The organism is Cryobacterium lactosi (genome assembly GCF_004403945.1).
GTDB lineage: Bacteria > Actinomycetota > Actinomycetes > Actinomycetales > Microbacteriaceae > Cryobacterium > Cryobacterium lactosi.
This window is the reverse complement of record NZ_SOHM01000022.1, coordinates 91,673-106,963: the sequence shown is the minus strand read 5'-3', so window position 1 is coordinate 106,963 and position 15,291 is coordinate 91,673. Positions and strand designations below refer to the sequence as shown.

Annotated in this window: 15 protein-coding genes; 9 read left to right on the top strand and 6 right to left on the bottom strand. The window is 66.7% G+C overall.

Translation table 11 applies throughout. The features are described from left to right. The first annotated feature begins 287 nt into the window (after positions 1-287). The 6 genes from E3T61_RS10415 (at position 288) to E3T61_RS10390 (ending at position 5,326) form a co-directional block, all read left to right on the top strand. Entirely contained in the window at positions 288-1,034 is a 747-nt protein-coding gene (locus tag E3T61_RS10415) for a hypothetical protein (protein WP_134640787.1), read from the top strand. After that, a complete protein-coding gene (locus tag E3T61_RS10410) occupies positions 1,027-1,443 on the top strand; it encodes a phage holin family protein (RefSeq protein WP_134640786.1) in 417 nt (138 codons plus the stop codon). The genes E3T61_RS10415 and E3T61_RS10410 overlap by 8 nt, the downstream gene beginning before the upstream one ends. Continuing rightward, a complete protein-coding gene (locus tag E3T61_RS10405; protein ID WP_134640785.1) occupies positions 1,440-2,015 on the top strand; it encodes a DUF3618 domain-containing protein in 576 nt (191 codons plus the stop codon). The genes E3T61_RS10410 and E3T61_RS10405 overlap by 4 nt, the downstream gene beginning before the upstream one ends. Positions 2,016-2,062: 47 nt before the next feature. Next, positions 2,063-3,130, top strand: a complete 1,068-nt coding sequence (locus tag E3T61_RS10400) for a YihY/virulence factor BrkB family protein (protein ID WP_134640784.1) — start codon at positions 2,063-2,065, stop codon at positions 3,128-3,130. 67 nt (positions 3,131-3,197) lie between these two features. After that, positions 3,198-4,154 carry a manganese catalase family protein gene (locus E3T61_RS10395; protein WP_134640783.1) on the top strand — a complete coding sequence of 319 codons (957 nt, stop codon included), beginning with the start codon at positions 3,198-3,200 and terminating at the stop codon, positions 4,152-4,154. Next, the gene (locus E3T61_RS10390) at positions 4,151-5,326 is read left to right on the top strand and encodes a zinc-dependent alcohol dehydrogenase (RefSeq protein WP_134640782.1); all 1,176 of its coding nucleotides are present in this window, start codon (positions 4,151-4,153) and stop codon (positions 5,324-5,326) included. The genes E3T61_RS10395 and E3T61_RS10390 overlap by 4 nt, the downstream gene beginning before the upstream one ends. Before the next feature lie 76 nt (positions 5,327-5,402). Here the strand turns inward: E3T61_RS10390 and E3T61_RS10385 are convergent, their stop codons facing one another. Beyond that, positions 5,403-5,897 (bottom strand): CinA family protein, encoded by a 495-nt coding sequence (locus tag E3T61_RS10385; protein ID WP_134640781.1) that lies wholly within the window; start codon positions 5,895-5,897, stop codon positions 5,403-5,405. A gap of 206 nt (positions 5,898-6,103) precedes the next feature. Beyond that, complete coding sequence (locus tag E3T61_RS10380; RefSeq protein ID WP_198418671.1) at positions 6,104-7,450, bottom strand: APC family permease; 1,347 nt, start codon at positions 7,448-7,450, stop codon at positions 6,104-6,106. A 128-nt stretch (positions 7,451-7,578) separates the two neighbouring features. Between E3T61_RS10380 and E3T61_RS10375 the strand changes: the two genes are divergently transcribed. Genes E3T61_RS10375 through E3T61_RS10365 form a run of 3 tightly spaced genes read left to right on the top strand, consistent with a single transcriptional unit; the run spans position 7,579 to position 8,718 of the window. Continuing rightward, a complete protein-coding gene (locus tag E3T61_RS10375) occupies positions 7,579-7,809 on the top strand; it encodes a hypothetical protein (protein WP_241992500.1) in 231 nt (76 codons plus the stop codon). Between the two features lie 47 nt (positions 7,810-7,856). Next, positions 7,857-8,123 (top strand): DUF7218 family protein, encoded by a 267-nt coding sequence (locus E3T61_RS10370; protein WP_134640779.1) that lies wholly within the window; start codon positions 7,857-7,859, stop codon positions 8,121-8,123. Beyond that, positions 8,116-8,718, top strand: coding sequence for an RNA polymerase sigma factor (locus tag E3T61_RS10365; RefSeq protein ID WP_134640778.1), 603 nt, complete (start codon positions 8,116-8,118; stop codon positions 8,716-8,718). Before E3T61_RS10370 ends, E3T61_RS10365 begins: the two co-directional genes overlap by 8 nt. A gap of 39 nt (positions 8,719-8,757) precedes the next feature. On the opposite strand, the gene E3T61_RS10360 is transcribed toward E3T61_RS10365, so the two are convergent. The 4 genes from E3T61_RS10360 to E3T61_RS10345 form a co-directional block, all read right to left on the bottom strand. Beyond that, positions 8,758-9,168 (bottom strand): YccF domain-containing protein, encoded by a 411-nt coding sequence (locus tag E3T61_RS10360; RefSeq protein WP_134640777.1) that lies wholly within the window; start codon positions 9,166-9,168, stop codon positions 8,758-8,760. A 175-nt stretch (positions 9,169-9,343) separates the two neighbouring features. Further along, positions 9,344-10,537, bottom strand: coding sequence for an acetate/propionate family kinase (locus tag E3T61_RS10355; RefSeq protein WP_134640776.1), 1,194 nt, complete (start codon positions 10,535-10,537; stop codon positions 9,344-9,346). Beyond that, a complete protein-coding gene (pta, locus tag E3T61_RS10350; RefSeq protein WP_134640775.1) occupies positions 10,534-12,747 on the bottom strand; it encodes a phosphate acetyltransferase in 2,214 nt (737 codons plus the stop codon). Before pta ends, E3T61_RS10355 begins: the two co-directional genes overlap by 4 nt. A 2-nt stretch (positions 12,748-12,749) precedes the next feature. Continuing rightward, positions 12,750-15,230: a phosphoketolase family protein gene (locus tag E3T61_RS10345; protein WP_134640774.1), complete on the bottom strand. Its 2,481-nt coding sequence runs from the start codon at positions 15,228-15,230 to the stop codon at positions 12,750-12,752. Between the last annotated feature and the right edge of the window lie 61 nt (positions 15,231-15,291).

The following is a 15,291-nucleotide window of genomic DNA, read 5'->3' as shown; positions in this document are numbered from 1 at the left end:
GAGGGAATCCGAGACAACGTCACGCTGTTCGTTGAACTTTTCTGCCGGAGTCGGCGGCGCAAAATACCCTCAATCCGGGGCTACCGCTACCCCCTCCGACGGCTCCGGGGCGATACCCCGAAAGCCTTAATAGACGGCGGAATCGCCTTTTCGTCACGAAAAAAAGCAATGTTCGCGGGTTCTCTCAGAGTGCTTGAAATTGGGCTATCGCCGCCAGAAGATATTTCCATCACGGCACAGACGTCGATGGTCGGCGTCTCACACACATCGATTTCTCAAGGAGAGTCATGTCGAACACCTATCCAACCTCCACACCCGGCACCCCAGATCTCGAGTCCGGCGCGTCGTCCGGCTCTGGCTCAGGCACCGCGTCCGGGACCGTGCCGTCGGAGCGCGCCGCCGAGGTCAAAGACACCTCCGTCGCCGCCGGCCAGCACGTTGCCGGCGTTGCCAAGGACGAGATTCACCGCGTGGGCAGCGAGACCAAGCAGCAAGCCAAGGATCTGTACCGGCAGACACAGGGCGAACTCGCCGACCAGGCGGCAACACAACAGAAGCGCGTCGCATCCGGCCTTCGCACACTCGGCGACGAGTTGGGCTCGATGGCAGATTCGTCCGAGACCCAGGGCGTGGCCAGCGATCTGGCCCACCAGGCGGCCTCTCGGGCCGCGGGAGTCGCAGACTGGCTCGACCAGCGCGATCCTGGATCACTCCTCGATGAGGTGAAGGGCTTCGCCCGTCGTCGTCCTGGCACGTTCATCGCCGTCGCGGCCGTTGCCGGGGTGCTGGCCGGGCGCCTGACCCGTTCAGTGGTCGCCGAGAGCAAGGAGTCCTCCGATGGCGGCGCATCCACGGGCAGCGGCGCTCCGACCGGGGTCGGTACCCCGACCGGCGGAGGCGCCCAGAGCGGCGTAGGCACTCCGACCGGCACCGGAATTCCGACGACCACCGGGATCCCGCCCGCTGCACCGACCGGCGTGGGGACCCCGCTCGCGGCGGACTACCCCGAATACCAGGAGAACCGCAATGAGTGACCTGCCCACCCCATCTGAACGCAAGGCGGCAGACACCTCGCTCGGCGACCTTCTCAGCGAGGTCACCCGCGATGTCTCCGTGCTGATGCGCCAGGAGGTCGAGCTGGCCAAGGCGGAGGTCAGGCAGTCAGCCACCCGCGCCGGCAAGGGCGCCGGGATGCTCGGCGGGGCCGGTTATGCCGGTCACCTCACCGTGCTCTTCCTGTCCTTCGCCGCGTGGTGGGGCCTCGGGCACGTCATCGACATCGCCTGGGCGGCCGTGATCGTCGCCGTCGTCTGGGGCATTGTTGCCGCGGTGCTCTTTGTTCTCGGCCGCAAGGAGATGAAGGCCATCAAGGGCGCGCCCGAGACCGTCGACTCCCTGAAGCACATTCCAGATGCACTGAAACGAAACGAGGAAAACCGATGAGCAACTACGACACCACAAGCTCCGACCCCGAGGTCCTGCGGGAGCAGATCGAACAGACTCGCCGTGGCCTGGGCGCCGACGTAGATGCCTTGGCCGACAAGGTGACGCCGGGCAAGATCATGGACCGCCAGAAAGACAAGGTCAAAGGCGTTTTCAACTCTGCGAAGGACAAGGTCATGGGCACAGCTTCAGACGTCGGCGACTCCATCGGCGGAGCGGCCGACGGCGTGTCGGGCAGCGCGCACAACGCGGTCTCCCAGGTCAAGGGCAACCCGCTTGCGGTGGGCCTGATCGCGTTCGGTGTCGGCTGGCTGGCGTCGTCGCTGCTCCCGGCCAGCACCGTCGAGAAGAAGGTCGCGGCCAACGTGAAGGAGGCCGCGGAGCCGCTGGTGAGCGAGGTCAAGGACGCCGCCAAGGACATGGGCGAGAACCTCAAGCAGCCCCTCGCCGACGCCGCCGACGCCGTCAAGGGCACCGCGACGGATGCCGCCGACACCGTGAAGTCCGAAACCACCTCGTCCGCCGACGAGGTGCGTGACGCGGCCAAGCACGCCGGCCAGGGCACCGTCTAACTGCGGAGCCTGCACCATCCGCACAACGAGAACGAGGAGATGTTCCGGTGGCCCGCAACGACACCCGTGAGAAGGACGCCCACGCTCCCTCGCCCGACGATCCCCGCAAGCCGGATTCGCCGGGCGAGGTGAGCAAGCCGTCCTGGAAGTACGCGCTGAAAAAGACTCAGCGCGAATTCACCGCTGACCAGTGCACCGATATCGCGGCGGCGCTGACCTACTACGCCGTGCTGGCGCTGTTCCCGGCGCTGATCGCGTTGATCTCGCTGCTGGGCGTTTTCGGCCAGGGCGAGCGGTCCGTGGACACCATTCTCAACCTCGTCAACCAGGTGGCTCCCGGCGGCACGGCCGACGTGCTGCGCGAACCACTCGAGCAGTTCAGTTCGTCGCCGTCCGCCGGGTTCGCCCTGATCTTCGGTATCGTGCTGGCCATCTGGTCGGCATCCGGCTACGTCGGCGCGTTCAGCCGGGCCATGAACCGGATCTACGAGATCGAAGAGGGCCGGCCGTTCTGGAAGCTGCGCCCGATGCAGCTGTTCGTGACGATCGTCACCATCCTCCTGATCTTGATCATGCTCGTGATCCTGATCGTGTCCGGTCCCGTCACGGATGCCGTGGGTAGCGCCCTCGGCCTCGGCGAGACCGTGCAGATCGTCTGGTCCATCGCGAAGTGGCCGATCCTGGCGCTGGCCGTAGTGCTGATCATCGCGATCCTCTATTACGCCACCCCGAACGCCAAGCAGCCCAAGTTCCGCTGGATCAGCCTGGGCGCGCTGCTCGCGCTGATCACCCTGGTGATCGCATCGTTCCTGTTCGGGCTCTACATCACCAACTTCTCCAACTACGACAGAACCTATGGGTCGTTGGCCGGCGTCATCGTATTCCTCCTCTGGCTCTGGATCGCCAATCTGGCCCTGCTCTTCGGCGCCGAGTTCGACGCTGAACTCGAGAGGGGCCGGCAGCTCCAGGCCGGCATCGCCGCGGAGGAGGACATCCAGCTGCCCCCGCGGGACACCCGCAAGAGCGACAAGGCCGCCGAAAAGGAACGGGCCGACGTGGCCGACGGACGACGGATCCGCACTCAAGCCGCCGAGAGCTCCACGAAGAAGCGCTAAGAAGCCGCTGAAGCAGCACCGCAATACCGCACAGCATCGACTCGCAACAACGACGAAGGGATCCCCTATGTATTTCCACGTGCAGCGACTCATCCATGACATCGCCCAGGACGAGCCGGACCCGGCAGCGGCCAACGCGTTGCAGGAAGGCCTCGGCGGACAATTCGGCGAGATGCGCACCATGATGCAGTACCTCTTCCAGTCGATGAACTTCCGCGGTCCCGCCGCGAAGCCGTACCGTGACCTGATCCAGGGGATCGGCACGGAGGAAATCAGCCACGTCGAACTCATCGGCACCACGATTTCCCGGCTCCTGGATGGGTCTCCGCGGTACAACGGCAAAGTCACCGATCCGCTCGACAAGGCCGGCTCCGGCGGGGCGATTCCGCTCGAGATCGCCCTCGACCACAGCAACATCCACCACTACCTCGTCGGTGCGCAGGGCGCTCTGCCTGTGGACGCCGTGGGCAACCCGTGGAGCGGCAGCTACGTCTACAATTCCGGCAATCTCGTGCTCGACCTGCTCTACAACCTGATGCTGGAGTCCACGGGCCGGCTGCAGAAGTGCCGCATCTACGAGATGACCGACAACAAGACCGCCCGCTCCACCCTGTCGTACCTGATCGTTCGCGACCAGGCCCACGAGAACGCCTACGCGAAGGCACTGGAGACCCTCGGCGTGCACTGGAACACCCTGCTGCCGATCCCCAAGACCAACGCGGAGAAGTTCCCGGAGGTGAAGAAGCTGCTCGATCTGAACCTGCACAGCAAGCAATACACCTTCGACCTCGCCGGCCAGTCCGAGGCAGGCAAGATCTACCAGGGCATGTCCCCCTCGAAGGACGGCACCAACCTCATCGCCGACGAACAGGCCCCAGAGGGTGTGCCCTCGACGATCGCCGGCGAGCGGATGGAGGAGTTCGCTCCCGGTCTGGACCCGGCCCTGATGGAACTGATCCAGGCCACCGCCGACATGGAGATGGCCGAGGTCGACGTGTCCTACGGGCCTGTCGCACCGAAATGAAGGCCCTCACCTGGCAGGGCAAACGGCGGGTGACCGTCGAGGAAGTGCCCGACCCCGTCATCCAGAAGCCGACCGACGTGGTCATCCGCATCACCTCGACGGCCATCTGCGGCTCCGACCTGCACCTGTACGAGATCTTCGGGCCGTTCCTGAAGCCCGGTGACATCCTCGGCCACGAGTCCATGGGCGTGGTCGAGGAGGTGGGATCTGCGGTGCAGACCCTGCAGCCCGGAGACAGGGTCGTCATCCCCTTCGTGATCGCGTGCGGCGAGTGCTACATGTGCGTGCGGGGCCTGACTACCCAGTGCGAGACCACGCAGAACCGCGCTCACGACAGCGGGGCTTCTCTCTATGGGTATACCGAGCTGTACGGCTCGGTGCCGGGTGGTCAGGCGGAGCGGTTGAGGGTGCCCCTGGCCGACTTCAACGCGCGAAAGGTCGGTCACGACCTGCCCGACGACCGCTACCTGTTCCTCAGCGACATCCTGCCCACTGCCTGGCAGGGAGTCGCCTATGCCAACCTGCCAGAAGACGGCGTTCTCGGCGTTCTCGGGCTGGGGCCCGTGGGTCAGTTCACCAGCAGGATCGGCCGGCACCTCGGCCACCGGGTGATCGCGGTCGACCCGGTCCCAGAGCGCCGCCTGATGGCCGAGCGCTACGGTGTTGAAACACTGGACCTCACGGAGGACGTGCTGGAGCAACTGCGGGAGCGTACCGACGGACGCGGTCCGGACTCCGTGGTGGATGCCGTCGGCCTGGAAGCCCACGGCTCCCCCGGTGCCGGGTTCGCCCAGGCGGCGGTCGGGCTGCTGCCGGATGCCGTGGCGCAGAAGGTCATGAACACCGGAGGGGTCGACCGCCTGAACGCCATGCACCTCGCCTTCGACGCGGTGCGCCGCGGCGGCACGGTGTCTCTGAGCGGCGTCTACGCCGGCGAGGCCGACCCCACACCGATGAAGTCGCTCTTCGACAAACAGGTGAGCATCCGGATGGGCCAGTGCAACGTGCAGCACTGGCTCGACGACCTGGTCCCCCTGGTCGAGGACCCGGCCGATCCGCTCGGCGTCGAGGACCTGGTGACCCACCGGGTGCCACTTCAGCGGGCTTCGGAGATGTACGACCTGTTCCAGAAGAAGGAGAAGGGATGCATCAAGGTGGTCCTGACCCCGTGAGGGAAGGACACCCAGGCGGATGAGTGCGTCGACCGAGGGCGCTCAGCTCCACCCCGGACCGCTTCGTCGGGTGAGCTCAGGAGTCCTTTTCCAGGAGAATGTCCTTGAGATGAGTCAGCGCGCGGAGGGCGCTGAGACCGACGACATCCTCGGGTGAACCTGAAAACGCGTAGGAGAATGTGCGCACAGTGCACCGGGAACCGACGCTGATGAAAACCGTCCCGGCAGGGTACCCCTCCTCGGGTCCCGGGCCACCGACACCGATCACCGACACGCTCACGTCCGCTCCGATGCTCTCCAGCACTCCCTTGGCCATCTGCTCCGCGCATTCACCCGAGATGACCGGCCCTGGATTGACGCCCAAGAGCCGGAACTTCGTGTTGTTCTGATACGCGATCACACCTCCGCCGAACCAGCCCGACGACGCCGGTGCTGCTCCGAGCGCCTGAGCGATCCGACCGGCCGTGAGAGACTCGGCCACGACAACCGTCGAACGATCGGCCGATGCAAGCTGCCCGATCCGTCGTGCCAGCTCGGTGATCTGGTCATCTCGTTCCTGTGCATCCGACATGGTCCGTGCCTCCCGTGTTCTCCACTGTGTTGCTGAGCCCTGACGGGTGGTGACCGAGAGTGTGTTCGTCGCGAACTGATTGGAATTCCCTGACAACCGGTCTCGCCCGGTTCTGTGCACGTCGGCCGCTAAGCGAGTCTCTTCGTTAAGTAAGACGCGTCTTTGCGGGAAACGTCATGGAGAACGGTGAACGATTCTTCTCCGCATCACTGGGAAGGCGTGCGGCGGCGAGCCAGGGTGTCGAGCGCGAAGATCGCTGCACCGACCGCGATGATGATCCCGCCCCGCAGCCATACCTCCGCGCTGAGCTGGGTGAACAGCACGATGCACGACAGCGCCCCGAGGACCGGGAGCACGGTCCACGCCGTGAAGTGTCGGTGTTGCACGCGTTCCCTGCGGAGCACCAGCACGGCGATGTTCGTGCTGAGGAACACGATCAGCAGCAACAGGACCACGGTCTCGGCCAGGGTTGCGATCGACCCGGTGACAGTGAGCACCATCGCGAGGGCGGTGGTCGCAACGATCGCCACCCAGGGAGTGCCGCGTTCGGGGAGGACTCGGCTGAAGACCGGGGGCAGCAGGCCCTGGTTGGCCATTCCGTAGGTCAGACGGCTGGACATGATCATGGTCAGCAGGGCACCGTTGGCCACGGCGACAAGCGCGATGGCGCTGAACAGCCAGTCCGGGATGGCCACCCCGGTGGCCTGGATGACGGTGAGCAGGGGTCCGCTCGAGTCCGCGAGCTCGTCGGCGGGTACCGCAATGGAGGCCGCGGTGCCGACCAACATGTACAGCACCCCAGCGGTGACGAGCGCGCCGAACAGGGCCCTCGGGTAGACCCGTGACGGATCCTTCACCTCTTCGATCACATTCGCACTGGTCTCGAATCCGACGAACGAATAGAACGCCAGCAACGCCGCTCCGAAGATGGCGACGACCGGGCTGTCGAGCTGGTCGAACCGGGCGGCACGGCCGACGTCGCCGCCGCCGTTGCTGAGGAGCACACCGACCGCGATGACCACGATGACGAGCCCGGTCGTCTCGATCATCGTCATCACCAGGTTCGCCCGCACCGACTCCTTGATGCCCCGCGCGTTCAAGGCTCCGATCAGCGCGAGGAAGATCACCGCTCCGAGCACAGGGGGAATGTCGATGAAGGTCCCCAGGTAGTCACCGGCGAATGCGAGGGAGAGGCCGGCGGCGCTCACCACGCCGGCGGAGAGCATGCAGAAGCCCACGAGGAACGAGATCGCCGGGCGCTTGTACGCTCGCTCCGCGAAGACGGCCGAGCCACCCGCCCGCGGATACTTGGTGACGAGCTCGGCGTACGACGCCGCCGTGAGTAGGGCGAGGCCCAGCGCCACGAGCATCGGCACCCAGGTGACACCGCCCACTTCTCCGGCGATCTGCCCCACGAGCGCATAGATTCCCGCGCCGAGCACGTCACCGAGGATGAAGAGAAAGAGCATCTTCCCGGTGATGTTGCGCTTCAGGTTTCCGGTCGTCGTGGCGCTGCCGGCCGGTTCCATCTCGGTGTCCACCTCACGTTTCATGCGACAAGCGTACAGAGTCGAGGCCTTCGTCGCAGGCGTCCAGGGGGATGAAAATAGGAGCCGTTCTGTCATAAAATATTCCTCCATTCTCCGAGGCGACCCGCCTCACGATCTCAGGGGGTAGACACGTGACCAGAGACAGCGACCAGACGAAAAAAGACACCAGCTACAGCCCGGCCAGCGAGGCCGAGACCGAGGCGAAACAGGACGATGCCGTGCCTTCGACGATCGATGCCGACGCCGCGGAACGCGTCAAGGTCGCCCCGGGAACCGGTGGCCCGGACGATTTCGGGGACATGGAGGTCAACGAGGAAGACATCACCCTGCCCCCGTTCGGCGACAACGAGACACCGGACTGAGCAACAGAGCGCCACTTCACCATCGGTCTCGAAGACGGAGGAACGACATGCCGAGCCCTACCGGCAACAGCCTGAAAAATCCCGAACTGTACGAAAAACTCCGCGAGCAGGGCGATTCGAAGCAGAAGGCCGCCCGAATCTCCAATGCCGCCGCCGCCCAAGGTGCCTCGGAGATCGGCCGGAAGGGCGGTGAATCGCCCTCCTACGAGGAGTGGACGGTGCCTGAGCTGAAGAAGCGTGCCAAGGAACTCGGTCTCACCGGGTACTCGTCGAAGACGAAACCGCAGCTGATCTCTGCGTTGCGCAATGGTTGACGGGCCTGCCCAGACCGTGTCGACGATGATGCCGAGTGACGTCGGCCAGCGCCAGCTCGAGGAAGAGAGCGACGGCGCGCTCGTCGACTTCGCCGTCGCGGGCAATCGCGCGGCGTTCGACGTCCTGGTTCGACGCCACAGATCCGCGATGCTCGCCCATGCCGCGCGCACGTTGGGCTCGTCTGCGGATTCCGACGATGTCGTGCAGGAGACACTCATCGTGGCCTGGGAAAAGCTCCCGACGGTCACGGACCCGGCACACGTGAAAGCGTGGTTGATGAGAGTCGTGCACAACAAGAGTGTGGATCGCCTGCGCAGGAGGGGCCCCCGGCCCGCCGTCCTGGACGAAGACACGCTGGCATCGGACGCATCCAGCCCGTTCGCCGTCGTCGAAACGCTGCTGCAGAACGAGGCGGTCGCACGCGCCCTCGCCGAGCTGCCCCATGATCAGCGCCGGGCCTGGCTCATGCGGGAGTTCTCCGGGAGCAGTTATGCGCTCATCGCGAGCGAACTCGGGGTGCCGGTCTCGACAGTTCGCGGCCTGCTCGCCCGGTCGCGCCGCACACTGGCCCAGGAGCTGATGGACTGGCGCTGACGGTGAGGCTGCCCGGGCGGAGCGGCACCACGGATTCGCTCAGGCGCGGCGCGCGCGGGCCTGGTCGAATTCGCCACCGCCCGTGGGAACGATCTCCTTGCCGAGCGGGGCGAGCGAGATGGGCACCATCTTGAAGTCGGCGATACCGAGCGGGATACCGATGATGGTGATGCACAGCGCGATGCCGGAGATGATGTGCGCGAGGGCCAGCCACCACCCGGCAAGGATGACCCAGATGACGTTGCCGAGGAACGAGAATGCGCCGCTGGAGGGCTTGTCGACGACGGTGCGGCCGAACGGCCAGAGCGCGTAGACGCCGATGCGGAACGACGCGATGCCCCAGGGAATGGTGATGATGAGGATGCAGAGTACGACGCCGGCAGCCACGTAGCCCAGGAAGAGCCAGAAGCCCGAGAGGACGAGCCAGATCAGGTTGAGGAGTGTGCGCACGCCAGGATTCTACTCGCGGCCGATGCTGGAGACCTGGGTACGGGGTCTCGACAAGCTCGACCAGCGGGGCTCGAGACCGGGTCGACCCGCTCCCGGACACTGAAATGCGGACATCCGGCCTTCGTTGTTGGGACGAAGGCTGGATGTCCGCAAATGAGCTGCTGCTGCGAGAGAGTCAGATGACCGCGCGGGTTTCGCGGGCGATCTCGAGCTCCTCGTTGGTGGGGATGACGAGCACGGTGACGCGCGAAGCATCCGTCGACACGACGCGGGCGACACGGGAGAACGGGTCGTTGCGAGCCGGGTCGATCTCGATGCCGAGACCCTCGAGGCCGCGCAGGGCGCCCTCGCGGATGATGCCGGAGTTCTCGCCGACACCGGCGGTGAAGACGATCACGTCGAGGCCGCCGAGCTGGGCCATGTAGTTGCCCACATAGCCGCGGATGCGGTGGTAGTAGACGTCGAGAGCGGCCTGCGCCACGGCGTCGCCGGCCACGGCGGCGTCTTCGACGTCGCGCATGTCACCGTTGCCGGTGAGGCCGAGCATGCCGCTCTTCTTGTTCAGCAGGGTGTCGAGCTCTTCGATCGACAGGCCGGCCTTGCGGTGCAGGTGGAACAGCACGGCGGGGTCAATGTCGCCGGAGCGGGTGCCCATGACGAGGCCCTGCAGCGGGGTGAGGCCCATCGAGGTGTCGATGGACTTGCCACCGTCGACGGCCGTGGCCGACGCACCGTTGCCGAGGTGCAGCACAATGGTCTTCAGTTCGGCCAGGGGGCGGCCGAGGAACTCGGCGGCGGCCTCGGAGACGTACTTGTGCGACGTGCCGTGGAAGCCGTACCGGCGGATGCTGTGCTTGGCGGCCAGCTCGGTGTTGATCGCGTAGGTGTACGCGGCCGGCTCCATGGTGAGGTGGAACGAGGTGTCGAACACCGCGACGTGGGGCACGTCGGGGAAGTTCGCGCGGGCGGCGACGATGGCCTGCACGTGGGCCGGGTTGTGCAGCGGGGCGAGGTCGGCGAGGTCGCTGATCTGCTGCTGCACGGCGTCGTCGATCACGGTCGGGCCGGTGAAGATGGCCCCGCCCTGCACGACACGGTGACCCACGGCGACGAGGTTGGCGTCACTGAGCTGCGGACCGTGCTCGGCGAATGCCGCGATCATCACCTCGAAGCCCGCGGTGTGGTCGGGGATCGGCAGGTTCGCCTCCTGGCGACCGGCGTCGGAGGCGGTGTTGGTGTGGCGGGCGTGGCCGCTGGCCTCACCGATGCGCTCGACGAGTCCGCCGGCCAGTTCGGTCTCGGTGTCGATGTCGATCAGCTGGTACTTGAACGACGAGGAACCGCTGTTGATGACGAGGATGGCGGTCATACCGCTGCCTCCACTGCTGCCAGCGATGCGGCCTGGATGGCGGTGATCGCCACGGTGTTCACGATGTCCTGCACGAGGGCTCCTCTGGAAAGGTCGTTGATGGGTTTGCGCAGGCCCTGCAGGACGGGGCCGATCGCCACGGCGCCAGCGCTGCGCTGGACCGCCTTGTAGGTGTTGTTGCCGGTGTTGAGGTCGGGGAAGATGAACACGTTCGCCTTGCCCGCAACGGCGGAGTCCGGCATCTTCGCGGCGGCCACGGCGGCATCCGCGGCGGCGTCGTACTGGATGGGGCCTTCGACGGCGAGGTCGGGGCGACGCTCACGCACGAGCGCGGTGGCCTCCCGCACCTTTTCGACATCCGCGCCGCTGCCGGAGCCGCCGGTGGAGTAGGAGAGCATCGCGATGCGCGGCTCGATGCCGAACTCGATCGCGGTCTCCGACGCCGAGATGGCGATGTCGGCGAGCTGGGCGGCGGTGGGGTCGGGGTTGACCGCGCAGTCGCCGTAGACGAGCACCCGGTCGGCCAGGGCCATCAGGAACACGCTGGAGACCACGGACACGCCGGGGCGGGTCTTGATGATCTCGAAGCTGGGTCGGATGGTGTGCGCGGTGGTGTGCGACGCGCCGGAGACCATGCCGTCGGCCAGGCCGAGCTGCACCATCATGGTGCCGAAGTACGAGACGTCGGTGACGACGTCGCGGGCCTGGTCGATGGTGACGCCCTTGTGGGCGCGGAGGCGGGCGTATTCCTCGGCGAAGCGCATCCGCAGCACGTCGTCGAACGGGCTGACGACGGAGGCCTTGGCGATGTCCAGGCCCAGGCCGATGGCGCGCGAACGCACCTCGAACTCCTCGCCGAGGATGATCAGGTCGGCCACGTCGCGGGCCAGCAGGGTGGCGGCGGCGCGGAGCACCCGGTCGTCGTCGCCCTCGGGCAGCACGATGCGCATGCGGTTCTGGCGGGCGCGCTCGAGCAGCGTGTACTCGAACATCAGCGGGGTTACCACGTCGGCGCGGCTCACCTTGAGCCGGTCGAGCAGGGCGGCACCGTCGACGTGCTGCTCGAACAGCGCCAGCGCGGTGTCGTGCTTGCGCTGCGAGTCGGCGGCCAGACGGCCTCGGGTGTGGGTGATGCGCAGCGCCGCCTCGTAGGAGGCCAGGTCGGTGCGGATGATCGGCACCGACGGGGCGAGGCCCTTCATGAGCTGCTCGATCGACTCGGGCAGCGCGAAGCCACCGACGAGAACGACACCGGCCAGCGACGGGAAGGTGGCTGACGAGTTGGCCATCAGGGCGGCCAGCAGCACCTCGGGGCGGTCGCTGGGGATGACGACGACGGAACCCTCGGTGAGGCGGGGCAGCACGTTGACCATCGACATGGCGGCCACGACCACGCTGAGCGCCTCGCGGGAGAGCAGTTCGGGGTCGCCCTGCACCAGGGTGCCGTGGGTGGCCTCGAGGATGGTCTTCATGCTCGGGGCCACGAGGAACGCGTCTTCGGGGATGGCCCAGACGGGCACGACGGCTGCGTGGGCATCCGACGGGTCGGGGGTGTTGTCGACGCCCTCGCGCACCGCGGCGATGAGGCCGTTGAGGTTGGCGGGGTCGGCGCGGTTGACCACGACGCCGAGCAGCGAGACGTGCTCGGAGGCGAGTTCGGTCAGGGCCACGTCGGTGAGCTGGCGGATGTCGTCACTCGAGCGCGGTTCGCTCTGGCCGAGCTGATCGCTCTGGTTGAGTCCCTCGCCCTGGCCGAAGGCAACCCGGCCGGCCAGCACCAGCAGCACCGGAACACCGAGGTTCGCGGCGATGCGGGCGTTGTAGGCCAGTTCGGTGGGGCTGCCCACGTCAGTGAAGTCACTGCCGATGACCACGACGGCGTCGCACTGCGCTTCGACGGCCTTGTAGCGGGCCACGATGCGGGCCAGTGCGGCATCCGGGTCGGCGTGCACGTCGTCGTAGGTGACGCCGACGCACTCGTCATAGCTGAGCGCGGGCTGGGCGACCGGGTGGTCGCCCACGGGCTTGCGCGCCTGCAGGTGGTTGAGCAGGAGTTCGAGCACATAGTCGGGCTTGTGCTTGGACCGAGCGATGGGGCGGAAGACGCCCACTCGCTCGATGGAGTGCAACAGGGTGTCGAGAACGCCGAGTGCGATAGTAGATTTGCCGGTATTTCCCTCGGCGGAGGTGATGTAAATGCTTCGAGCCACGGTTATACGTTATCCCCGCCGGTGGTGTCCAGTGTGCGCGCGGCGGCTGCCGCGGCATCGTTCCCAGCCCATACCCAGTCGGTCACCTCGGGAATGTCTTCCCCGTGATCGCGGGTGTACTGCCGGGCACGCAGGCGGGCATCCTGCATCTGCTGGCGAAGCAGTCCGGCACGGGCTCCGAGTCCGGGTACCCGGTCGATGACATCCATCACCAGGTGGTACCGGTCGAGGTCGTTGAGCATGACCATGTCGAACGGCGTCGTCGTCGTTCCGTTCTCCTTGTACCCGCGGGCGTGCAGGTTGGAGTGGCCGTGGCGCTTGTAGGTGAGCCGGTGGATCAGCCACGGGTAGCCGTGGTAGGCGAACACGATGGGCTTGTTGGCGGTGAAGTAGGCGTCGAACTCCCGGTCGGAGAGCCCGTGCGGGTGGTCGTCCTCGCTCTGCAGGCGCATCAGGTCGACCACGTTCACCACGCGCACGCTGAGGTCGGGCATGGCCTCGCGGAGGATCTTGGCGGCGGCGAGCACCTCGAGGGTGGGCACCTCGCCGGCGGCGGCGAGCACCACGTCGGGTTCGGTGCCGGGGGTCTCGGTGCCGGCCCACTCGAAGATGCCCAGGCCCCGCTCGCAGTGCGCGACGGCCTGGTCCATGGTGAGCCAGTTCGGTGCCGGCTGCTTGCCGGCGACGACCACGTTGACGTAGTCGACGCTGCGCAGGCAGTGGTCGTAGATGGAGAGCAGGGTGTTGGCGTCGAACGGCAGGTAGACGCGCACGACGTCGGCACTCTTGTTCACGACGTGGTCGATGAAGCCCGGGTCCTGGTGGCTGAAGCCGTTGTGGTCCTGGCGCCAGACGTGTGAGGAGAGCAGGTAGTTCAGGCTCGAGATGGAGCGGCGCCACGGGATCTCGCGGGTGACCTTGAGCCACTTGGCGTGCTGGTTGAACATCGAGTCGATGATGTGGATGAACGCTTCGTAGCAGTTGAATAGGCCGTGACGGCCGGTGAGCAGGTAGCCCTCCAGCCAGCCCTGGCACTGGTGCTCGCTGAGCATCTCCATGACCCGGCCGGCGCGGGCGAGGTTGGTGTCTTCGGGGACGTACTCGGCGTTCCACTGCTTGTCGGTGGCGGCGTAGACGGATGGCGCGAGCCGGTTGGACGCGGTCTCGTCGGGTCCGAAGATGCGGAAGTTGTCCGGGTTGTCGCGGATGACGTCGGCGAGCCAGATGCCGAGCACCTTGGTGGCCTCGTCGATGGTGGCGCCGGGGGACGGCACATCCACCGCGTAGTCGCGGAAGTTGGGCAGTTTGAGCTCGCGGCGCAGCAGGCCGCCGTTGGCGACTGGGTTGGCGCTCATCCGCAGGTCGCCGTGCGGGGCGAGCGCGGTGATGTTCGCGGCCGGGGCGCCGGCCTCGTCGAAGAGCTCCTCCGGACGGTACGAACGCAGCCAGGATTCGAGCACGTCGGTGTGCGACTGGGTGTCGCGGGCGTTGACCAGCGGCACCTGGTGTGAGCGCCAGGAGTCTTCCACCTGCACGCCGTCGATGACGGGCGGGCAGGTCCAGCCCTTGGGGGTCTTGAGGATGATCATCGGCCAGCGCGGCCGGCTGGTGTCGCCGGCGAGGGCGGCGCGCTTGATCGCGGCGATCTCGTTGAGCACCTCGTCCATGGTCTGCGCCATGCGCTGGTGCACGGCCAGGGGGTCTTCGCCGTCGAAGCCGCCGGAGACGATGTGCGGGTTGTGGCCGTAGCCGCGCATCAGCTCGAGCAGTTCGCTCTCGGGGATGCGGGCGAGAATGGTGGGGTTGGCGATCTTGTAGCCGTTGAGGTGCAGGATCGGCAGCACGACACCGTCTTCGAGCGGGTTGACGAACTTGTTGGAGTGCCAGCTGGTGGCCAACGGGCCGGTCTCGGCCTCGCCGTCGCCGATGACGGCCGCCACGAGCAGGTCGGGGTTGTCGAACGCGGCGCCGTAGGCGTGGCTGAGCGCGTAGCCGAGCTCGCCGCCCTCGTGGATCGAGCCGGGGGTCTCGGGTGAGGCGTGGCTGGGGATGCCGCCGGGGAAGGAGAACTGGCGGAACAGGCCCTTGACGCCGTCGACGGTCTGGTCGATGCCTGAGTAGATCTCGGAGTAGGTGCCGTCGAGGTAGGCGTTGGCGACCATGCCGGGCCCGCCGTGGCCGGGGCCGGTGATGTAGAGGGTACTGATCTCGCGTTCGCGGATGACCCGGTTCAGGTGCGCGTAGAGGAAGTTGAGGCCGGGCGTGGTGCCCCAGTGGCCGAGCAGGCGCGGCTTGATGTGCTCACGGGTGAGCGGCTCGCGCAGCAGAGGGTTGTCGAGCAGGTAGATCTGGCCGACCGAGAGATAGTTGGATGCGCGCCACCAGGCGTCGACGCTGGCGAGAGCTTCGGTGCTCAACGCGTGCGGCAGGCGGCTGGGCCAGGTGAATGCGGTGGGAGTTGCGGACGAGTCAGCCATGACCATCTCCAGGGTTTGAGGGCGGCAGTTGCGCCGTTCAAGCTTAGGAGCGGGGTGTGGGCCAGGA